This window comes from Arthrobacter sp. Z5-13 (genome assembly GCF_056499105.1).
This window is the reverse complement of sequence record NZ_CP096460.1, coordinates 553955-572432: the sequence shown is the minus strand read 5'-3', so window position 1 is coordinate 572432 and position 18478 is coordinate 553955. Positions and strand designations below refer to the sequence as shown.

At 62.5% G+C, this 18478-nt stretch carries 24 protein-coding genes and 1 pseudogene; 11 read left to right on the top strand and 14 right to left on the bottom strand.

Translation table 11 applies throughout. The features are described from left to right. Nucleotides 1-3: 3 nt before the first annotated feature. Both M1E02_RS02710 and M1E02_RS02705 read right to left on the bottom strand, forming a co-directional pair. On the bottom strand, nt 4-531 hold the full coding sequence (locus M1E02_RS02710) for a gluconokinase (RefSeq protein WP_479376631.1): 528 nt from the start codon (nt 529-531) through the stop codon (nt 4-6). After that, a pseudogene (locus tag M1E02_RS02705) lies at nt 528-779 on the bottom strand (L-idonate 5-dehydrogenase); the annotation flags it as partial. The gene M1E02_RS02710 and the pseudogene M1E02_RS02705, both read right to left, overlap by 4 nt. A 422-nt stretch (nt 780-1201) precedes the next feature. On the opposite strand from M1E02_RS02705, the gene M1E02_RS02700 reads away from it, so the two are divergent. Then, the gene (locus M1E02_RS02700; protein ID WP_479376630.1) at nt 1202-2914 is read left to right on the top strand and encodes an AbfB domain-containing protein; all 1713 of its coding nucleotides are present in this window, start codon (nt 1202-1204) and stop codon (nt 2912-2914) included. Nucleotides 2915-2955: 41 nt separating this feature from the next. Here the strand turns inward: M1E02_RS02700 and M1E02_RS02695 are convergent, their stop codons facing one another. Both M1E02_RS02695 and M1E02_RS02690 read right to left on the bottom strand, forming a co-directional pair. Next, on the bottom strand, nt 2956-3129 hold the full coding sequence (locus M1E02_RS02695; RefSeq protein ID WP_479376629.1) for a hypothetical protein: 174 nt from the start codon (nt 3127-3129) through the stop codon (nt 2956-2958). Nucleotides 3130-3257: 128 nt separating this feature from the next. Then, entirely contained in the window at nt 3258-3680 is a 423-nt protein-coding gene (locus M1E02_RS02690; RefSeq protein WP_479376628.1) for an Hsp20/alpha crystallin family protein, read from the bottom strand. 244 nt (nt 3681-3924) lie between these two features. On the opposite strand from M1E02_RS02690, the gene M1E02_RS02685 reads away from it, so the two are divergent. From M1E02_RS02685 to M1E02_RS02675, 3 genes are all read left to right on the top strand, one after another. Continuing rightward, nucleotides 3925-4869 (top strand): ABC transporter ATP-binding protein, encoded by a 945-nt coding sequence (locus M1E02_RS02685; RefSeq protein WP_479376627.1) that lies wholly within the window; start codon nt 3925-3927, stop codon nt 4867-4869. Continuing rightward, on the top strand, nt 4869-6488 hold the full coding sequence (locus tag M1E02_RS02680; RefSeq protein WP_479376626.1) for an ABC transporter permease: 1620 nt from the start codon (nt 4869-4871) through the stop codon (nt 6486-6488). The genes M1E02_RS02685 and M1E02_RS02680 overlap by 1 nt, the downstream gene beginning before the upstream one ends. A gap of 71 nt (nt 6489-6559) precedes the next feature. Continuing rightward, nucleotides 6560-7015 carry an N-acetyltransferase family protein gene (locus M1E02_RS02675; protein WP_479376625.1) on the top strand — a complete coding sequence of 152 codons (456 nt, stop codon included), beginning with the start codon at nt 6560-6562 and terminating at the stop codon, nt 7013-7015. Here the strand turns inward: M1E02_RS02675 and M1E02_RS02670 are convergent. The 4 genes from M1E02_RS02670 to M1E02_RS02655 form a co-directional block, all read right to left on the bottom strand. Further along, entirely contained in the window at nt 7012-7428 is a 417-nt protein-coding gene (locus M1E02_RS02670; protein ID WP_479376624.1) for a hypothetical protein, read from the bottom strand. The two genes, M1E02_RS02675 and M1E02_RS02670, sit on opposite strands and share 4 nt — an antisense overlap. 9 nt (nt 7429-7437) lie before the next feature. Continuing rightward, nucleotides 7438-8004 (bottom strand): pyridoxamine 5'-phosphate oxidase family protein, encoded by a 567-nt coding sequence (locus M1E02_RS02665; RefSeq protein WP_479376623.1) that lies wholly within the window; start codon nt 8002-8004, stop codon nt 7438-7440. Between the two features lie 71 nt (nt 8005-8075). Beyond that, nucleotides 8076-8729 (bottom strand): response regulator, encoded by a 654-nt coding sequence (locus M1E02_RS02660; RefSeq protein WP_479376622.1) that lies wholly within the window; start codon nt 8727-8729, stop codon nt 8076-8078. After that, on the bottom strand, nt 8722-9708 hold the full coding sequence (locus tag M1E02_RS02655; RefSeq protein WP_479376621.1) for a HAMP domain-containing sensor histidine kinase: 987 nt from the start codon (nt 9706-9708) through the stop codon (nt 8722-8724). The genes M1E02_RS02660 and M1E02_RS02655 overlap by 8 nt, the downstream gene beginning before the upstream one ends. A 214-nt stretch (nt 9709-9922) precedes the next feature. Between M1E02_RS02655 and M1E02_RS02650 the strand changes: the two genes are divergently transcribed. Genes M1E02_RS02650 through M1E02_RS02635 form a run of 4 tightly spaced genes read left to right on the top strand, consistent with a single transcriptional unit; the run spans nt 9923 to nt 12488 of the window. After that, nucleotides 9923-10189: a cation:proton antiporter regulatory subunit gene (locus M1E02_RS02650; protein WP_479376620.1), complete on the top strand. Its 267-nt coding sequence runs from the start codon at nt 9923-9925 to the stop codon at nt 10187-10189. Nucleotides 10190-10229: 40 nt separating this feature from the next. Next, nucleotides 10230-11714 (top strand): DUF1538 domain-containing protein, encoded by a 1485-nt coding sequence (locus M1E02_RS02645; RefSeq protein WP_479376619.1) that lies wholly within the window; start codon nt 10230-10232, stop codon nt 11712-11714. After that, nucleotides 11711-12061: a P-II family nitrogen regulator gene (locus tag M1E02_RS02640; protein WP_479376618.1), complete on the top strand. Its 351-nt coding sequence runs from the start codon at nt 11711-11713 to the stop codon at nt 12059-12061. Before M1E02_RS02645 ends, M1E02_RS02640 begins: the two co-directional genes overlap by 4 nt. Before the next feature lie 37 nt (nt 12062-12098). Continuing rightward, entirely contained in the window at nt 12099-12488 is a 390-nt protein-coding gene (locus M1E02_RS02635; RefSeq protein WP_479376617.1) for a CBS domain-containing protein, read from the top strand. 61 nt (nt 12489-12549) lie between these two features. On the opposite strand, the gene M1E02_RS02630 is transcribed toward M1E02_RS02635, so the two are convergent. Beyond that, nucleotides 12550-13014, bottom strand: coding sequence for a toxin-antitoxin system YwqK family antitoxin (locus tag M1E02_RS02630; RefSeq protein ID WP_479376616.1), 465 nt, complete (start codon nt 13012-13014; stop codon nt 12550-12552). Between the two features lie 22 nt (nt 13015-13036). Continuing rightward, complete coding sequence (opgC, locus tag M1E02_RS02625) at nt 13037-15472, bottom strand: OpgC domain-containing protein (RefSeq protein WP_479378040.1); 2436 nt, start codon at nt 15470-15472, stop codon at nt 13037-13039. A 189-nt stretch (nt 15473-15661) separates the two neighbouring features. On the opposite strand from opgC, the gene uraD reads away from it, so the two are divergent. From uraD to M1E02_RS02610, 3 genes are read left to right on the top strand one after another with little or no spacing between them, the layout of a single operon-like run. Next, complete coding sequence (gene uraD, locus M1E02_RS02620) at nt 15662-16159, top strand: 2-oxo-4-hydroxy-4-carboxy-5-ureidoimidazoline decarboxylase (RefSeq protein ID WP_479376615.1); 498 nt, start codon at nt 15662-15664, stop codon at nt 16157-16159. Continuing rightward, entirely contained in the window at nt 16156-16497 is a 342-nt protein-coding gene (gene uraH, locus M1E02_RS02615) for a hydroxyisourate hydrolase (RefSeq protein WP_479376614.1), read from the top strand. Before uraD ends, uraH begins: the two co-directional genes overlap by 4 nt. A gap of 7 nt (nt 16498-16504) precedes the next feature. After that, nucleotides 16505-16825, top strand: a complete 321-nt coding sequence (locus M1E02_RS02610; RefSeq protein ID WP_479376613.1) for an MmcQ/YjbR family DNA-binding protein — start codon at nt 16505-16507, stop codon at nt 16823-16825. A gap of 63 nt (nt 16826-16888) precedes the next feature. On the opposite strand, the gene M1E02_RS02605 is transcribed toward M1E02_RS02610, so the two are convergent. The 4 genes from M1E02_RS02605 to M1E02_RS02590 form a co-directional block, all read right to left on the bottom strand. After that, nucleotides 16889-17350: a DUF4383 domain-containing protein gene (locus M1E02_RS02605; RefSeq protein ID WP_479376612.1), complete on the bottom strand. Its 462-nt coding sequence runs from the start codon at nt 17348-17350 to the stop codon at nt 16889-16891. A 106-nt stretch (nt 17351-17456) separates the two neighbouring features. Further along, nucleotides 17457-17699 carry a hypothetical protein gene (locus M1E02_RS02600; RefSeq protein ID WP_479376611.1) on the bottom strand — a complete coding sequence of 81 codons (243 nt, stop codon included), beginning with the start codon at nt 17697-17699 and terminating at the stop codon, nt 17457-17459. A 7-nt stretch (nt 17700-17706) separates the two neighbouring features. Next, nucleotides 17707-18006, bottom strand: a complete 300-nt coding sequence (locus tag M1E02_RS02595) for a DUF4193 domain-containing protein (protein WP_479376610.1) — start codon at nt 18004-18006, stop codon at nt 17707-17709. Between the two features lie 154 nt (nt 18007-18160). Next, nucleotides 18161-18385: a hypothetical protein gene (locus M1E02_RS02590; RefSeq protein ID WP_479376609.1), complete on the bottom strand. Its 225-nt coding sequence runs from the start codon at nt 18383-18385 to the stop codon at nt 18161-18163. Nucleotides 18386-18478 lie beyond the last annotated feature (93 nt).

Here is an 18478-nt window from a genome sequence, read left to right as displayed (position 1 = left end):
GTGTCAGTGCGGCGGAGTGGCCGCTGATTGCCCCAGAGTCTTCCGGATCAGCTCCACGGCCTCCTCGACCGTCAGATCGGCCGGAACCCGGAGGTGGGCCTCGTCGGCCTGGGGCGGTTCCAGCGTGGCGAGCTGGGAAGCCAGAAGCGTCGCCGGCATAAACTCGTGCTCCCGCGCCTCGAGCCTGCGGGCGATTAATTCCGCAGCACCGTCGATGTAGATAAGGAGCAAATCCGGCACCTGGGTACGCAGCAGGTCCCGGTAGGAGCGCTTGAGCGCCGAGCAGGCCACGACGCTGGGCCGGCCCTCGCTGACTCCCTTCGCAATGGTCGCCGCCACCACTTTCAGCCAGGGAATCCTACCCTCGTCGGTAAGCGGAGTGCCCGCGGCCATCAGCGCCTTGTTGGGCGGGGGATGGAGGTCATCGGCGTCGATAAAGGGTATCCCCAGGCTTTCCCCCAGGGCGTGTCCCAGGACGCTTTTGCCGCTGCCGGACACGCCCATGACCACTATGGGACGGATAGCAGTCACGGGGCCACCTCACCGGCTGGGGAATCTGGTGCGAAGCTCAACAGCACCTTGCTCGACTCGGCAGAGTTCTTCGCCTTTTCAAACGCTTCGAGGCCTTGCTCCAAGGGGAAGACGCGGGTGATGACGGGGTCCACGAACAGGGACCCGCCGGCCAGTGTGGCAATGAAGTCGTCGATCTCGTCATTGAACCTGAACAATCCCGGCAGTTCAAGCTCCCGTGTGATGGCCAGGGAAATCAGCACCTGTTCACGTTGGTCAATGACGTCACAAACGTGGACCAGGGGCCGTGAACGAGCGGAACTCCCAAGGGAAGGCCGGGGTCAACTACACGAGGGCCTCGGAGGATTGGGAAGCCTGAGTAACACGGTGGCATAGGGTTCCCCTGAAGAAAAGGCAGCCTGACCTCTTGAACCTCCGCCTTGCACGTGTGAGTATAGGCCCGAGCGGGATAACGATTTCCCGCCCTCTCGGGTCTCACAAATCAAGTCCTCAGTGCTGCGGACGGGTGTTTTACTCGGGTGGGTGCATTCGCGTGCCTCCTTCCCCGTTCCCTTCCCTCGCTCTGTTGCTGTGAGGCGCCGCGGGTTTGGGCCCCTGCCAGAGCGACGGTGTCGTCGTCCCGGTGTCCGATCGGCTCATTTCTCAGGAATTCCCTAGCGAACGGAAGTCAATGACGACGAATTATCGCCCCCTTCGGTCATCCCGCAGTGCGGTTTCACGCAGGTCCTTCATCACTGGTGCCTCCCTTGCTGTACCCCTGGTGGCAGCCGGTGCAGCCGGCGCCTCCTGGGCGAAGCCCAAGCCCGGCCCCATTCCGCAAGCGACAGTCTCTCTTGGACCGTCCAAGTATGCGCATCCAGGCATGGTTCATACTCTGGCTGACGTTGAGGCGACATCGTTGCGCGTGGCGGACAGCGCTCAGCCCTGGCTGGGAGGCTGGAACCGCCTGGTGGTAAACGGCCGCTCCGGTTCCGATTGGCAGCCCCGTCCGCTGGAGACAGTCATCCGCGGTGGTGACGGCTCAAACTACGGGCCGTTGTTCACGGATATCCATGCCGCGTACCAGAATGCCCTGCGGTGGCGGATCTCCGGCGTGGCCGCCCATGGCGCAGCTGCCGTGCGGATCCTCAATGCCTGGTCCGGGAAGTTGACGACGGTCACCGGCAACGCTGACCGCTTCCTGGCTGCAGGTATCTACGGCTACCAGTTTGCGAACGCGGCCGAGCTGGTGCGGGACCATCCGGACTTCGAGTTTGAGCGGTTCCGCGGCATGCTGCTCAACATTTTCCACCCGATGAATGAGCACTTCCTCACCAATCACAACGGTGCTGTCATCACCAACTACTGGGCGAACTGGGACCTCTGCAACATGGCATCGGTCCTGGCCATCGGCATCTTCGCGGACCGCGACGACCTGGTGGACCGCGCTGTTACTTACTTCCAGAGCGGCGCTGGCAACGGTTCACTGCCGAACGCTGTGCCTTACGTTTACGAAGACGAGGGCTTGGCCCAGTGGCAGGAGAGCGGCCGCGACCAGGCACACAGCATTATGGGCATCGGGCTCATGGGCGCCTTCTGCGAAATGGCCTGGAACCAGGGCATCGACTGCTACGGACACGACAACAACCGCTTCCTCAAGGCTGCCGAGTACGTCGCGAAGTACAACCTGGGCAATGACGTCCCCTTCACCCCGTACACCTGGCAGTCCGGCCCCTCGAGCACCGCCGCCCACGCAGGCTGGCAGACCCACACAGTCCCGGGAGCGGACTCGCGGGGGCAGGCACGGCCTGTCTGGGACCAGGTTCTGGGACACTACTCCGGCCGCAAGGGCCTCAACACCCCCTGGGTCAGCCAGATCGCCGCCACTCTTCGGCCCGACGGCGGAGGCGGCGACTACGGCAGCAACTCGGGAGGATATGACGCCCTGGGATTCGGCACCCTTATGCAGTACCCGGCCCAGATCGGCAGGCGTGTCTCCCGATTGCAAAGCTTCAACGTGCCAGACCGTTACGTTCGGCACTCCGGTGCAACAGTCCGCCTCGATCCCACCACATCGCCGGTGAAGGACTCACAGTTCCGGATAGTCCCCGGGCTGGCCAGCCAGGCGGACGGTCGCATCTCGTTCGAGTCCGTTGACATGCCCGGGTACTTCCTGCGCCACTGGAACTACCAGTTCAGCCTGGTCCAAAATGACGGTTCCGCTACCTTCAAGGCAGACGCCACCTTCCTCCCGGTAGCAGGGCTGGCACATAATTACCTGAAATCGTTCCGCTCGCACAACTATCCGGACCGCTACATCAGGCACAAGAACTACACCCTCAGCCTGACCACGATCGCGAGCGACCTCGACCGTTCCGATGCTACATTCCGGATGGTGGACTGAGGGGGCAGCGGAATCCTGCCTCGTGGCGGCTGGTTAGGAACTCACCTGTGCAGTCTGTGGATCAGGAAGAGGAATGGCTGGGCCAGAAGGCGCAACAGGCCCACGGTCACCACCAGCGCAATGAAAAGCAGTAGTCCCGGGAGGAAGTAAAGGAACACTGCGATGAAAGTCGCGAGGTATCCGGCAAGGTAGCCGACGATCGTCGCTTCGTCCATTGGACTCCCCGATCAACAGCCGTGTTATAGGCAAGTGGGTGTTGCTGCTGACTCCTGCAGCTCTGGGTGAGGTGGTCCCCGGCCTTGTTGGCCGGGGACCACTGTTTTTCGGTTCTTAGGCGGCGCTTTTAGGCGTTGATCTGCTGCTGTTTGCCCTTGGTTTCAATTTCAATCTTGCGGGGCTTCGCCTGTTCCGCGACAGGGATCCGCACCGTGAGGACGCCGCCGTCGTACGTGGCCTTGACGTTCTGGGTGTCCAGGGTCTCACCGAGGACCAGTTGCCGGCTGAACACGCCGCGGGGACGTTCGGAGGCGAACATCTCGGTATCTTCGCTGACAGGGTCCTTCCGTTCGGCCTTAATCGTCAAAACGTTGTGTTCGACGTCCAGATCCACCGAGTCGAGGTCTACACCGGGAAGATCCAGCGCAACCACAAATTCGCTCCCTTCACGCCAGGCGTCCATGGGCATCGCTGCAGGGCGGGCCGTGGTGCCGAGGACCTGCTGGGCCAGCCTGTCGAATTGGCGGAACGGGTCGTTGAGCATCAACATCGCATACCTCCTGTGATCCAATCGATGAACCGGATGTATATCCGCTGATACAGATTTTATAGCACTTGGAGTTAAGGACCGCAAGAGGGTTTGAGGCCTAAATCGCACCCCTTCCGGAGGCCCTGCACCGCTTGTATGATGAGGACCGGAGAGCCGGGAAGCCTGGTCGGCCCGCAAGTGGAAACGCCTGCGGCATGCCTTGGCAACTGCCTTGGGCGTGATCGCTGCGATTAAGGAACCGGCCATGAGCACCGACCCAACTCCCGTCATCCACACCACGCGCCTTGTCAAGAATTTTGGACGCACGTCCGCGCTGGCAGGCCTGGACCTGTCCGTGATGCCAGGCGAGGTCCACGGCTTCCTCGGACCCAACGGCGCAGGAAAATCCACAACGCTCCGGATACTTTTGGGCCTCATCCGGCCAACAGCGGGAACGGCCCGCGTGTTCGGCATCGATCCGTGGGCTGAGCCGGTGCGGGCCCACCGGGATGTTGCCTACGTCCCCGGGGACGTGACGCTCTGGCCCAACCTGACCGGCGGCGAGGTCATTGACCTGCTCGCCGGGCTGCGCGGCGGCGTGGATGAAAACCTGCGTCGGGAACTCATCGACGAGTTCGATTTCGATCCACGGAAGAAGGCACGGACCTACTCGAAGGGCAACCGGCAGAAGACAGCCCTGATCGCGGCCTTTTCCCGCCCCGCCAGACTCTATCTGTTGGACGAACCGAGCTCGGGCCTTGACCCGGTCATGGACACCGTGTTCCGCCGTCACGTCCGCAGGGTCACGTCGGACGGGGCCACCGTGCTGCTGTCCAGCCACATCCTGTCCGAGGTGGAACAGCTCTGTGACAGGGTGACCATCATCCGGTCCGGGGTGGCCGTGGAATCCGGGACCCTGGCCGAACTCCGGCACCTCACCCGTACCCGCTTCCGAGTGACGGCAGCGGCGAAACCCGAGGTACTGTCCGCATGGCAGGGCATTCACAACCTCCGCGTCGACGGGACTGCTATAGAGTTCGACGCCGATGCAGCGGACCTGGGCCACGTCCTTGATGCATTGGCTACCGCAGGCATTACGGGCATCACGGCCGCGCCCCCTTCTCTCGAGGAGCTGTTCATGCGCCACTACGGCGCGCAGGCCGCCGGACATGATGCCGGGCAAGCCAGCCACAAGAGCCAGGTGCTCTGATGCCCGCCGTTCTCCGGCTGGCACTGCTCCAGGCACACAGGGACCGCGGGAGCTTGGCTGCCGGGATCCTGGGCATCGCCGGTCTGGGATACGCGGCCGCCACCGCCGTCACTATACAGTTTGGCGAGGACAATGAGCGGGCCGCCCTGATTTCTGTGGCTGCGGCCAGTCCGGCCTTCCTGTTCCTCCGGGGGCTTCCCGACGGCATCAGCGCCGGGGCGGTCACGTTCTTCCAGGGCTTTTCGTTCACAGCGGTGCTGGCCGGGTTGATGAGTGCATTCCTGGTGGTCCGGCACACGCGCGCCGATGAGGACCAGGGCCTGTTTGAGCTGGTCGGTTCCACACAGGTCACGCGGGTGACTTCCCTGTACGCAACACTGCTCCTCGGCACCTGCGCAAATGTCGTCCTTGCGGTGGCCGTTGCCGCCGGATTCATCGGTGCAGGACTCCCGGTACCCGGATCATTCCTGGCCGGCGCGGCTGTCGGCGCCGTAGGCTTGTTCTTCATGGGTTCCGCCGCGCTGCTGGCACAGGTCATGCCCTCCGCAAGGAGCGCCAACGGGACAGCCGCGGCGCTGGTGGGTGGCGCCTATCTGATCCGCGGTGCCGGCGACGCCCTCGGCATCGCCGACTCATCGCTGCTGCACGTCACCGCCGCCTGGCCTTCGCTGTTCTCACCTATCGGCTGGGTACAGCGCATCCGGCCGTTCACTGAGGCAGACCCGCTGCCTTTGCTGGTTATCGGTGCCGCAACAGTAGTCCTGGTGGTGGTTGCCGTGGCGCTCCGCAGCGGCAGGGACCTGGGCGCCAGCTACATCGCGGCGGACGATTCGGGCGAGGAACGGGCGGGCGCCGGCCTGGCGTCGATGCTGGGCCTGGCGTGGAGGCTGCAGCGTGGAAGCGTAGCCAGCTGGAGCTTCACCACCGCTGCGCTGGGGGCCGTGGCCGGCGGTCTGGGCCCGGTGGTCCGCGACGCATTGGAAGGAAATCCGTCCGTGGCGGAACTGATGAGCCGCATTGTTCCGGGCGACGCCGGTCTGGTCGACCTGTTTACCACCGCCATGTTGGGCATCGCCGGGATCCTGGCAGCTGCCGCGGGCATCGAGGCTGTGCTGCGGCTTCGGGCGGAAGAGGCCGAGGGGCGGGCCGAACTGCTGCTGGCCGTCCCGACGTCGCGGTTCCGCTGGCTCGGCAGTACCCTCGCCGTCGCGGTATTTACGACGACGGCGGCTGCCGTTGCCGCTGGAGCCTCAGCCGCCGTCGTGCTCGCGCTGGGACAAGCAGGGGGCAGCAGCCCCGGTACGGTGTTTGCCGCAGCTCTGGCACATATCCCGGCGGCGCTCGTCTTCCCTGCCGTGACCCTGCTGGTGTTCGCACTCGCACCCCGCTGGAGCAGCGCAGTCGGATGGGGGGCTCTAGCCGCCGCCCTGGTCCTGGGACAGTTCGGGGAACTGCTGGGACTGCCCGTCTGGCTGCAGGAGCTGAGCCCGTTCCGGCATTCTTCAGCCATGCCCGTTGAAGCCTTCAACCCCGAGGGCGCCATGCTAATGGCCGCTATCGCCATCGCTGCGGCGGCCGCTGCCATCCGCCTGATCCGGGAAAGAGACGTAATGGTGTGAAGGACTACCAGATGGAGCTGCCAGTGCGCACGAATGAAGGAGCCGATGGACTCGTCTAATACGCTGGTTTCGTGCAGATTCGTGAAATGGCGTCGGATGACCTCGGACGTGTGAACGCAGTTTGCGATGCCAGCGGTCGCCCACGCTGGACCCAAGAGGTGATCGCGCCAGGGAACAACCGCCTCGTTTTAGTGGCGGTCATGAACAGCGACGTCGTTGGGGCGGCCAAGACGCATCATCACTCTGACCCCGATGGCATCGCCCCTGCAGGCCACTATTTGGGTGGCGTAATGGTCGCCCCGGGTTTCCGACGATTAGGAGTCGGCCTTGCCCTCACGCGGATGAGGGTGAATTGGATCTGGCGCCGGGCTCTCAATGCTTACTACTTCGCGAACGAGCACAACACGGCATCCATCAGAATGCATGAAACACTCGGCTTCCGGCCCGTCGCCCGTTCCCTCGAGATTCACGGAGTGACAGCTGACGACGGACGTTCAGAGCTCGTTCTCTTCAAGGCGTCCCGCTAAGGACGATTCACTGCCGCCGTATCGGATCTCCTTCGATGAGGGGCAACAACTATCTGCACGTCGTCTGCGTACAGGACCTTTCCTGGATCGTCTGAATAAACCACCTGCCAGCCAACGCCGTAGCGGCGAAGGAGATCCGTGTAGAACTCGACTCCGACTAGTAAACCGGTGGCCGTGCGCTTAAACCAGGATTCCGCCAATGGGTTGATTGCCCGGTCGTAGATCGATCTGTCCAGTGTTGAAGGGTCTGTGTAGGCGGAGTCGAAGTAATCGTTCGCTCTCCGCCAGGCAGCCCAGTCCTGGCGGTTGAGCCTGCCGTCCCTTGCCAGGCCGTTAGCAAGGGCAAAGATTCCCGGGTAGCTGCCACGGGCGTTGGGGATCCTTGCCTGGTAGCGCACAAACATCGACTCCATGTTCCCCAGCTAATCAGCTGCCCTCGGGTCGAAGTCGTAAGCGGCAAGCCCGTCGATGCTTGTCCGATTCTTGGCGATCCGGTATTGGGCGCTACCGTCAGTCCCTTTACGTTCGAAGTAGGGTCCCAGCAGATCGCGATGACCTTCCAGACTCATCAGCGGTACGCCCCATCCGCATGAATCAGAAACACGTACGACGTCGACCACAATGACGGCCCTCGTGCCGGGCTTGTCGTCGAAATGACGGGCGAGTGACTCGAATCCGTCGTCGTACCGGCTAATGACACGCCCGGTGCCATGGAGGCGGACGATGTTGGGAGGACCATCGAAGGCGCAGAACATGACCGTGACCCGGCCGTTCTCGCGGAGATGGGCAATGGTTTCGCTCCCGCTGCCGGTGACGTCAAGCCAGGCAAAGGTGTGCTCGTCGAGGACTGCGAAGGTGCCTGGCAGTCCCCGAGGTGAGACATTGACGTGGCCATCGGCAGACAACGGCGCCGTGGCCACGAAAAACACCGGCTGCCGTGCAATGAAGCTTCTCAACCGCTCGTCAATCGCGTCGTAGACCTTACTCATGAGAACACGCTCCCACGGGCTGAAGAGCCGTTCAAACCTGTCTCAAAACGAGGGACCGAAGAAGGGGCCGGCTACGGCTCGATGAGCCCGGTGCGGATGGCAAACCTGGTGAGGTCCAGCCGGTCGCGCAACCCCAGTTTCTGCAGGATGTTCGCCCGGTGCCGATCAACGGTCTTCACACTGATGGTCAGGATGTCCGAGATCTCCTTGGCTGAGTTCCCCTCTGCGATCAGCTTCGTAATCTGCTCCTCGCGGGGAGTGAGGATAGTGTCCGGCATCCGGTCACCACGACGGTCTCGCTCCAGATAGTCGCGGATGAGCGCGGTGACAGCTCCCGGGTAAAGGAAGGACTCCCCACGCATCGCTGAGCGGCATGCCTCAATGAGGTCCCGGTCGGCGACGGACTTGAGCACATAACCTGAGGCCCCGGCCCGCAGCGACTCGAAGAAGTACTGTTCATTGTCGTACATCGAGAGGATGAGGATCCGCACGCTGGGTGCGCTCCGCGATATCTCCCGTGCCGCCTGAAGGCCGGTCATCCGGGGCATGGCGATGTCAAGAACAGCGAGGTCAACCCCACCCCCAGTCGCGGCTGTAACTGCCTCTGCCCCGTCGGCTGCCTCGGCCACAACGGTGAGGTCCGGTTCCGCCTCAAGGATCAAGCGAAGGCCGCGGCGAACCAGGGCATGGTCGTCGGCGAGGAGGATGCGCGTCGGGTCAGCCACGGTCCAAGCTCCCTGCTTCCCTGCCTGGAACGACAAGGCAGACGTCGGTCCCCCCACCTGGCCGTACGGTGATAGTCAGCGCGGCACCTATGAGAAGGGCGCGTTCGCGCATCCCACGGATGCCCGCTCCTTCGCGGAGATCCCCGCCCTGCCCGTCGTCGAGAATCCGAAGGGTCAGCCCGTTCGCCGATGAGGTGAGTCTGAACTCGACTCGTGTCGCGTGCGCGTGCCGGGCCACGTTGGTGAGTGCCTCCTGCGCGATGCGGTACAGCACCAGTTCGACTTCCCCGCTGAGCTCCGGGAGCTCCTCATCGATTTCCCACTTCAGCGGGATCCCGCTCGAGCGCATGAATTCAGAGCCGAGCGAACTCAGCGCACTCCGCAGGCCGAGATCCGCGAGCACGCCCGGGCGCAGGCGCTGCGCCACCTGACGGACCTCCTCAAGGCTCTCGCGGACGGCCTCTTGGGCGACGAGGCTCTCCTCGCGGAGATCGTCGGGAGACCTGTCGACGACTCGCTTCAAGCTCAGGAGAGCAACGGTCAGGCTCTGGCCGATCTGGTCGTGCAGTTCCCGCGAGATCCGCTGGCGTTCCCCCTCCTGCGCCGCCAGCGCCAGGGCGCTGCTCGCGGTGTTCTCCGCCTCCAGCCGATCGAGCATCTCGTTGAAGGTGCGGATCAGGTGTCCAAGGTCACCGTTGCCGGCTTCGATCGCCCGATCGCCGCCGCGTCGAAGCAGGCCCACCCTGCGCATCACATCGGTCAGTGCGTCAAGCGGCGCGAGGCTGGCCCGAACCAATGCGGCGTTCGCGGCGAGTATGAGAGCCAGTCCAACGAGGAGGACAGGTACTTCAGTGAGCAGGACGGGCGACGACACTGTCGCGGGAGAGAGCGCCAAGACGAGCGTGCCCATCGCGAAGAGCAATCCGTTGATGACGAACAGCCGCCAGAACAGCAACTGTGCCGGTCCTTTGAGAGGCATGCCGCGTATTGTGCCGAAAGGCCTGGTTTCGGGCAGGGTCCGCATGCGACTAGCCTTGCGCGCGCCTGGTCCTTTGTCCATGAGGGCTCGCACCCACGAGCACCAGAGCTCGCACAATCGACGGTCCGAAAATGGGTGTCAGCCCCGATGGCACCTCTGTGTCGCCGGAAGTGATACTGAATGTACACCTGGAAACCGACGGACGGAGGCCGAAATGGAGACCACCCAAAGCACATTGGCCGGCGCCGGGGTGCTGCACGACTGCCTGACCCGTGACGGCCAGCAATTCCGGATCCTTGTCTCGCGTTCCGGCAGCCGCGAGATCTTCGTTTACGACTCGAGCGAATCAGATCGGGCCGTGGTGACGCTTGTGCTCGAGGAGGACGAGGCCCAGCAGGTCTCCGAGATCCTCCACGGCCCGTCCTTCGCCGACCAGATCTCCCGGCTTGAACGGCGGGTTGCCCAGCTCGCGGACAACTGAGAGCCAGTTACTCGCAGGATCATTCCCGGGAGAGGACCGGATGAAGCACCTCAGTCGATTCGCCAGCGAATTCCTAAAGGCGCTCAAGAACCTCCTGCCCATCGTTATCGTCGTTGTCCTGTTTCAACTGCTGGTATTCCGCTCCTTACCTGATGAGCCTCTGCAGCTGATGACGGGGCTCCTGATAGTAGCCGTGGGCATTGCCCTGTTCCTCTACGGTCTTGACCTGAGCATCTTCCCTGTTGGAAAGAACCTGGCCAATCAGTTCGTCCGCCGCGGTGCCTTGGCGTTGTTGCTGCCGTTTGGTTTTGCGATCGGCTTCGCAGCCTCTATTGCCGAGCCGGCGGTGATCGCTGTTGCCGAGCAGGCCCAGCTGGTCAGTGAGGGGCGGGTCAACGGGATTATGCTCCGCTTTGTCATCGCCGTTTCGGTGGGGCTTGTCATGGTTCTGGGCATCCTTCGTGTTCTGCGGGGCTGGGCGGTGTACAAACTGCTGATCGGGGGCTACGCGTTGGCGCTGGGGCTCACGTATATCGCCCCGCCGCAGATCATCGGTCTTGCCTACGATTCGGGCGGGGTCACCACCAACATCGTCAGTGTCCCGCTTATCGCCGCGATTGGCCTTGGTCTGGCCAATTCGATCAGGGGGCGCAGCCTGCTCGCCGATGGTTTTGGTCTGGTGGCGTTGTGTGTGATGGTGCCCATGATCGGGGTTCAGCTCTACGGCATCTGGGTTTACACTTTTGGCGACTCCGCGGGCGCCCCTCCGGTCACAGACTCCGGGGCGGATCCAACCGACTGGGTGGTGGGGATGATCTTTGGCCTTGCGGGCATGGTCCGCGAGGTCCTGCCCATTGTGGGTGTCGTTCTGTTCTTCCAGTTCGTTGCGCTCCGGCGAAGACTGCCCCACCCTGTCCGTGTCGTCGTCGGGTTCATGATGGTCCTGGTAGGACTTTATGCCTTCGTGGTGGGACTCAAGCTCGGTCTATTTCCGATCGGGACGATGATGGCCGAGCAGCTCATCGAACAGGGCACACCGGTTTTGATTGTGCTGTTCGGACTACTCATCGGCTTCGCTGTCACCATGGCAGAACCTGCGCTGGTGGCGATCGGTGAGCAGGCCCAGGACGCAGCCCCGGGCCGGATCAGCGCGTTCGCCGTCCGCATCATTGTCGCCGTCGGGGTTGCGCTCGGCATCGCTTTCGGCGTCTGCCGCATATTGGTGGGAGGGCCGTTCCACTACTTCATCATGAGCGCCTACGCAGTGGCCATTGTCCTGGTGTTCTTCGCCCCGAAGTACATCACAGCGCTGGCCTTTGATCTTGGCGGGGTGACGACGTCGGAAGTCACCGTCCCGCTGGTGACCGCCCTCGGCATCGGACTGGCCGCGGCGGTGGAGGGAAGGGACGTGCTCATCGACGGGTTCGGTCTGATCGCCTTCGCCTCCATATTCCCTGTCATATCCGTCATGGTGTATGCCATGGTGATGGAGAGATTTCCCCGGCTGAGGAGGGAACCCGCATGAAATTCACGGCCATAGTTGTCATCGCCCCCGACGACCTGGAAGAGCAGGTGATTCAGCACGCCCAGCGGGTCGGCGCCACGGGGGTGACAATTCTGGCGGGGAAGGGCATCGGTGGCGAAGCCAGAAGAACGTTTTTCGGCCTGACCTTCGAGGGAACCCAGTCCGTGTTGCTGATGGTTGTCGGGGCACACCTGACTGCTCCGATCCTGAAGGAACTTCACCAGGTCCTGGTCAAGGGGACTGAATCCCGCGGCCTGGCGTTCGCCGTCCCGATCGAACACCTCACGGGCATAGATAGGCGGCAGGTAGTCAGTTTCGAGGAACACCTGCGCCGAGAGGGCGCCTGAACACGACCCACTCTTTTACGAGGAGGAAGAGAAGAAGATGCTAACGGTCAAAGATGTCATGGTCCCCCAGGTGGTCACGATCTCCCCCTACAGCAGCCTGCGCGAGGCACTGTCCATGATGAAGGAGCGCCAGGTCAAGAGTCTTGTGGTGGAGCGGCAGCACGCCCACGACGCCTACGGCATGCTGAGCTACCGAGAACTCCTGGACACCGTGGTCGCCCAGGAGGGCGATGTGGATCTTCTGAACGTATACGACGCCGCCACAATTCCTGCCATCACAGTCAACGAGGACCTGTCGGTGCGCCAGGCAGCGGCCCTGATGAGCCGCTACCACCTCAGCCGGCTCGTTGTGGTCGAAGGCAACCGGCTGGTCGGCCTGCTCGCGATGAACGACATCCTTGCCCGGCGCATGGACGAACTGACGTGACGCTCACCTGGCTGCGCTACTTCACTTGATGCGCCGAGGTATCCGCACAAGCAAGGGCTCCTTACAGGTACTTGTCGTAGGCAGCCTTGAAATTGAGCAGGATGCCGTAGTGCGACTCGGGGTCGGAGGGATCCATGATGAACTCATTGATCAGCACCCCTTGTTCGTTGTACGCCTTTTCATCCAGACGTACGCCCCATTCGTAATTGCTGTCCTCGGCGAGCTGCCCGTTGGCGTGCCACTTCTTGCGGTTGCCGTACGCGGCGCCAAGCCGGCATGTGTACTGCGACCGGAGCTGCCCGTGCTCGTCCCAGGTGCGCGCCAGTCCGTCCTTGAAGCCATCCTTGTACGTCGATTCGCTCTCGATGGCGCCATTCGGAAAGCGCCACACTTCGATTCCGGTGAAGGGCTGATCGTTCCAGGTCTGAACCTGGCCCTCCCACTCGAGGTCGTCGCCGTCGACCCGCGGCAGCGGTGCTGTTTCATTTTCCATCTGTGAGGTCTTCCCGTCAGTTGTGGGTGTCATTGGGGCAAAATCTACGACGGCGTCAGGTTGGGATGATCTTGAACAGGAACCTCGTCCGGACCATCACCCAAAGAAGCGCCACCATGCCGGCATAGGCAGCAGTGTTCAACCAGATGTTGTCCTGCTGCAGCCCGGGGATGTTGGAAACCACAGCGATCAGCACAATGTGGATGATAAAAACGTAAAGCGTGGCCCGCCCGAGGGGAATCAGGAGCCAACCCAAGGCACGCTCCAGTGGCTTCCAGTACGCGGTCAGCAGGGCGTAGACGGTGACCAGCAGGACCAGGACGTTCAGGAGGCGGCCGGGCTCCAGATACGTGCGGCCGAACAGATTCTCGTACAGGGCACGGAAACTCGTGTCACTCAGGGAAGCGACGCGCACGTCGAACTCGTTGGCTAGGTACGGGTTTGCCCACGACAGAAACGTGAAGGCCACCGTAAGTGCCACGCACACCGCCACCACCCATCGATGATCTCTTAGCCAATTCACCAATCGCCCGCGGTGGTAGCCTGCCGCGATGCCAAGGACAAACAAGACCTGCCACACCAGCAAAGGAAAGGAGTCCTCAAACTGGGAGGGCAGCAGCCGGAAGCGGAACACTGTACCAATAACGTAGAGCCCAGCACTGGCGGCCAGAACCCAGGCTGTTTTTCCTCTGCTCAACGCCCACAGAATCAGCGGGCTGAGCAGCAGCATCACCACGTAGAGGCCCATCACGTTGAACTGCCAAGGCCCGAACTGCAATAAGAGGACAGCCGGGATGACGGCACCTGGAACCGGATACTCCAAGAGCCCCTGCATTCCGCTGAAAAGATCGTAGCTCCGACCCGCAGCAGTCCTCCCCGCTCCTCCAGTCCCTTGATCCGTAAAGGTTGTCAGGGCCTGTGTGTTCACCGCCGGGATGAGGCTGACGATGAAGACCAGGGTCACCACAGCCAACGCTGTCAAATAGAGCTTGCCGGCGCGTTTGCTGGTTTTGTCCAGGACTACCCCCATGCCATCGGCTGCCTTGGGACCGTAAACCATTCCCACCACCACCCCCGAAAGCAGCACGAACAGCTCCGCACCCGAAACGAAGCCCACTGCTTCCTGGGTCAAAAGCTGGAAGAAGGACGAGATGCCCACGTGGTTAACAACCACGAACAGGATGGCCAGGCCACGGAGCATGTCCACCCTTGCATCCCGGGTAGAAGTGTCCTCGTAGCGCCAGTTACGCGCCGAGCCCAGCCGGGCGGGAAGAAGCCACAAAACGCAGGCACCCAGTAACACACCACCGCCCACCAGCCACGCTGCCGGCCCCGACAAAACACTTCCGGAAAATCCCGTTCCGGCCGGGGCTGAGGATGACGAGGGGGCCAAGTCCTGGGCCTGTTCCGTCACCGGGCCGGTGACCAGAGCGGACTCCTTGAGAAGCTTCCCGGCCTCCGCAGCAACTTCGCCGTTGCGCGTTAGCCGCCAGTCGATGGCAACAGTTCCAGTGTCGCCCTGCGCCGTGCGCTCATCCCACACCACGGCCCCCACCCGGTCAAAGGCCGGGGAAGAGACTTCTGCGAGTACTTGCCGCCACCACGCGGACTTGACGTCAGCTTCGCGGGGACCGCCGGCGGACGGGCTGTAGTATGCCGAGGTCTGCAGTAGCAAAGGTTTCGGTCCCGAGTATTGCTTGTAGAAGTTTTCGCCTCCGGCCTTGCCTCCATCAGCCCCACTGCCGGTCAACATGGCTGCCAGTTCCCGGTCCGCGGGCAGTGTGTTCAATGCCGCAGCACCACCGGTATCGTCATGGCTGGCAGTCAGCCCCACCCAATCCACGGACTCGTCGCCCGGATAGTACGGGGAGTAGGCATCGTCATCGCGGTTCCAAGCCCCGTCCCCGTTGGTATCCAGCGCCGCGAAGCCCGTGGTTCCCGGCGACGGAGCAGCGTGATTGGGGGAATAGGGGTAGTCGCGGCCGAGGAATGGCTGCCACACCATAACTGCAGCGTCCATGTCCGAGAATGCCTGCGCCACTGTCCGGAAGGCAGCGACATACACCTCAGGCTGCTGCCCCCATGGCATCCAGCTTGAATTCATGTCCGGGGCAAACCTGATCAGCAGCTTCCCGGGGAACCCTTCGGCCAGCTGCTCCAGACTCCCCGCGAGCTCAGCAGCATTGCCCGCGTTCACATCTGTCAGGGAAACTTTGGGGTTAACCGTGAGCAGAGCATGGGCGCCCACGGCTGCATTTTGGGACAGAAACTCGCGAAGGTACCGCCGCTCGACGTCGCTCATTGGAAAGGAAACCTCATGGCCCAGGATGGCCGGCGTTGCCCCCAGCCGCTCGGAGAACCCGACGGCGTCGTCCTCGCCCCATTCCAGCACCGCACCCAGCAGTGGTTGGCCGGGACGGGTAGCCAGGGAGTCGCCGTCGTGCTCGGAAGCAACGGCCGCGGCAGCCGGAGCGGACAGGAGCAGCAAGATGCAAAGCGCGATTAGGCGTATCAGGAGCAAGCGAAGCGTAGCGCCACTGAACAATGAGACCCCCTGGTTGAAGGACCCCCGGCCTCCAGCCCCAGCCCCCAATCAGGATCATAGTCCCGAAGGGCTGTGCTGTAGTCTCGTGACACCGTTGCTCCCCGTCTCTTCACGTTGTGCACAGGAAGATCCAGCATGCAGCTTGCAGCATTCAATGCCCTCCAACGGGGGGATGCCCTCGCGGCGCTCCGCCCCTGCCTTGATGTGGACCGCTGGCTGGAGCAGATTGCGGACGCCCGCCCCTTCCCTTCACTGCAAGCCCTAACAGATCTGGCCAGGACTGCCGCAAACCCCTTCACCAACGCAGAGCTCCAGCGGGCGCTAAGCCATCACCCCCGGATCGGGGAACGCCCGACGGCGGAATCCGCCGAAGCCTCCATGTCCCGTTCCGAGCAGGCAGGGGTGGATCCGGAAGATGCGAAGGCGGCACAGGAACTCGCTGAAGGCAACCGCCAATACGAGGAAAAGTTCGGGCAGGTGTTCCTGATCCGCGCGGCCGGCCGAACAGCGCCCGAGGTCCTGGCCGCACTCAGGCAACGCCTCACCCATACCCCTGACCAGGAACACGCCATCGTTGCCCAACAGCTGCGGGAAATCGCCCTGCTGCGCCTGCAAGGAGTAATCAGCAAATGAGCGTTTCACAGATAACCACCCATGTCCTGGACACAGCCTCTGGGAAGCCGGCTGCGGGAGTCGCCGTCGGGCTTTATGCTCACGACGGCGACGGCTGGGACCTGCTGGCCACCGGCACCACAGATACAGACGGCCGGATCAAGGACCTGGGACCCGCAGAGTTACCGGAGGGTAGGTATCGCCTCAATTTCGGTACCGGGAGCTACTACGAGGCCCTGAGAACCGAAACATTCTTTCCCGAGGTGGACCTGGTGTTCACCATTACCGGCCCCGGTGAGCACTACCACGTGCCCCTGCTGCTGAGCCCCTTTGGCTACTCCACCTACCGCGGCAGCTGAGTAAGGCATGCCCAGCGAAGAGGACGTGCGGAACATCTGTCTGGCCATGCCAGGGGTGACTGAGCGGCTCAGTTGGAACCAGCCGGCCTGGTTTGCCCGAACGCTCATGGCCAGGATTTGGGAGGAGGGCGTTCTCACAGTCAAAACCTCAGAGCGTGAGGCGCTGGCCGGCACGGATCCCGAAACGTACTTCTGGACTCCCCATCACGATCGCTCGCCTCAACTGGTCCTGGTGCGGTTGGAGAAGGTGACCAAAGAGGAGCTCCGTGAGCTCCTGGAGGATTCCTATCTGCTGGCTGGCGGCCCGGGGAGGACAGGTCAGCCCTGACCATCCGCCGGGCCGCACCAGCTCAGCTTCCCTTAGTGCGGCTTTGGCTTTACACGTGGTCCGTTATGCGTGCGCCCGGGCCTGGTTGTTCCGGCCCCTGGTGAGAACCAGGGCGAGCGCAATCATGGCCACGCCCAGCAGCAGGTGAAGCCAGTTGTCAGCAGCGTTCAGCGGGACGAAGTTGCCGGCCGATTCCTGATCAACCACCAGTCCATAAATCCAGAGGACCAGGTAAATGATGCCTCCGAAGAGCAAGTAGGAACGGGCCCCTGAGGCGTTGCGGGCAAGGACCAGTCCCGCAACGCCGAACAACAGGTGCACGGCGTTATGCAGCACGGAAACCTGGAACAGGCCCAGAAGCATGGCGCCTGAGTGGTGCCCGGCGAAGCTCAACTGGTCCGCGTTGCTGGTGATCCCCGGGATGAAGCCCAGAATTCCGACGAGGAGGAAAACGGCACCGATAGCCAAAGCTGCCTTTTGCACGTTAGTGCGCACCCCGGTGCGTGAGTTGCTGACTGTTGTCATGATCGCTCCTGATGAATACCTATGAGGAATGGGTAACAGAACCTGCTGGTTCTAGCAGGTATTCGGGAGCGAAGGCACAACGGATGGGCCATTCTGAAACTTATTCTTACTGCTTGTCCGACGGCGGCTGCTTGCTATCGTCTTCGCTTTTGACGTCCTGCTCATCCTCATTTTTGTGGCGGGCTTCCTGGAGGTGTTGCTCCAGCTTCGCTTCGGCGTCACGGCGCCGGTAGCCGATGGCCCGGAGCTGGCCGGTGGTGGGAGTGCGATGCTCTCGTTCCCAGGCGTGATCGTTGACTCCGGTACGGTACAAATCGTCGTCGCGGTGCTGTTCCTTGTCTTCACCCATTACGGGTCTACCCTTCACACTCACTGCAGTAGGTCATGCCGTTGGCCTCACGGGCAACCTGTGACCGGTGGCGGACCAGGAAACACGACGAGCAGACGAACTCATCCTTCTGGGGCGGAACGATCTCGACTGTCAGTTCCAGATTCGAGAGGTCAGCTCCGGGTAGCTCAACGCCTTCTGCAGTCTCAGCTTCATCGATGTCGGCATCCCTGGTGCGGACTGCGCCCGGGACTGCTTGGAGCTCGTCGAGAGATTCAGGGACCACATCTGCTTCGGACTTCCGGGGGGCGTCATAATCAGTGGCCATGCCAGGTCTCCCTTCAGCGATCGGGCCGGGACCAAGAGGCCCGGAGTGGCTGCTCGGACAAGCAGGTGTTCTCCTTTGGTAAGCAATAGTAAGCGTACTTAGTTTCCATGTACAGTTACGGCATCTCGGCCCCTGGCTGACATGAGGTGAACTCTCAGGACCGGTTTCGATTCCGCAGCATCTGGAGGTGTTCCCTTCGTGCCGCCGCATTCAGCGGGCCGAAAAGCGCCAGGTACAGTCCCAGGGCAATGAAGAACGCCGTCCAGAACTCCAGGAACGTCATCAGCACCAGGCCAAGCCCTACAGCCAACAGCAATCCAATAGACCCCCACTTCGCGAGCCTTCGCGCTGCAGGCGGGAGCGATTCATATGCTTTCATCGTCCTCCTCTGGGAATTAATCGTAGGCAGCCCGAGTAACCCTGTCGATTGCTACCCGCATCACTGAAGGACACACCGCACAGTAGGCTTGAT

Bases quoted from the DNA above. Each gene is read 5' to 3' on its own strand.
- M1E02_RS02645 (WP_479376619.1), top strand. From the start codon at position 10,230: ATGAAGCACCTCAGTCGATTCGCCAGCGAATTCCTAAAGGCGCTCAAG.
- uraD (WP_479376615.1), top strand. From the start codon at position 15,662: ATGCAGCTTGCAGCATTCAATGCCCTCCAACGGGGGGATGCCCTCGCG.
- M1E02_RS02695 (WP_479376629.1), bottom strand. From the start codon at position 3,129: ATGGACGAAGCGACGATCGTCGGCTACCTTGCCGGATACCTCGCGACT.
- uraH (WP_479376614.1), top strand. From the start codon at position 16,156: ATGAGCGTTTCACAGATAACCACCCATGTCCTGGACACAGCCTCTGGG.
- M1E02_RS02595 (WP_479376610.1), bottom strand. From the start codon at position 18,006: ATGGCCACTGATTATGACGCCCCCCGGAAGTCCGAAGCAGATGTGGTC.
- M1E02_RS02630 (WP_479376616.1), bottom strand. From the start codon at position 13,014: ATGACACCCACAACTGACGGGAAGACCTCACAGATGGAAAATGAAACA.
- M1E02_RS02635 (WP_479376617.1), top strand. From the start codon at position 12,099: ATGCTAACGGTCAAAGATGTCATGGTCCCCCAGGTGGTCACGATCTCC.
- M1E02_RS02600 (WP_479376611.1), bottom strand. From the start codon at position 17,699: ATGGGTGAAGACAAGGAACAGCACCGCGACGACGATTTGTACCGTACC.
- M1E02_RS02655 (WP_479376621.1), bottom strand. From the start codon at position 9,708: ATGCCTCTCAAAGGACCGGCACAGTTGCTGTTCTGGCGGCTGTTCGTC.
- M1E02_RS02685 (WP_479376627.1), top strand. From the start codon at position 3,925: ATGAGCACCGACCCAACTCCCGTCATCCACACCACGCGCCTTGTCAAG.
- M1E02_RS02680 (WP_479376626.1), top strand. From the start codon at position 4,869: ATGCCCGCCGTTCTCCGGCTGGCACTGCTCCAGGCACACAGGGACCGC.
- M1E02_RS02700 (WP_479376630.1), top strand. From the start codon at position 1,202: ATGACGACGAATTATCGCCCCCTTCGGTCATCCCGCAGTGCGGTTTCA.
- M1E02_RS02665 (WP_479376623.1), bottom strand. From the start codon at position 8,004: ATGAGTAAGGTCTACGACGCGATTGACGAGCGGTTGAGAAGCTTCATT.
- M1E02_RS02605 (WP_479376612.1), bottom strand. From the start codon at position 17,350: ATGACAACAGTCAGCAACTCACGCACCGGGGTGCGCACTAACGTGCAA.
- M1E02_RS02650 (WP_479376620.1), top strand. From the start codon at position 9,923: ATGGAGACCACCCAAAGCACATTGGCCGGCGCCGGGGTGCTGCACGAC.
- M1E02_RS02590 (WP_479376609.1), bottom strand. From the start codon at position 18,385: ATGAAAGCATATGAATCGCTCCCGCCTGCAGCGCGAAGGCTCGCGAAG.
- M1E02_RS02690 (WP_479376628.1), bottom strand. From the start codon at position 3,680: ATGTTGATGCTCAACGACCCGTTCCGCCAATTCGACAGGCTGGCCCAG.
- M1E02_RS02670 (WP_479376624.1), bottom strand. From the start codon at position 7,428: ATGGAGTCGATGTTTGTGCGCTACCAGGCAAGGATCCCCAACGCCCGT.
- M1E02_RS02610 (WP_479376613.1), top strand. From the start codon at position 16,505: ATGCCCAGCGAAGAGGACGTGCGGAACATCTGTCTGGCCATGCCAGGG.
- M1E02_RS02640 (WP_479376618.1), top strand. From the start codon at position 11,711: ATGAAATTCACGGCCATAGTTGTCATCGCCCCCGACGACCTGGAAGAG.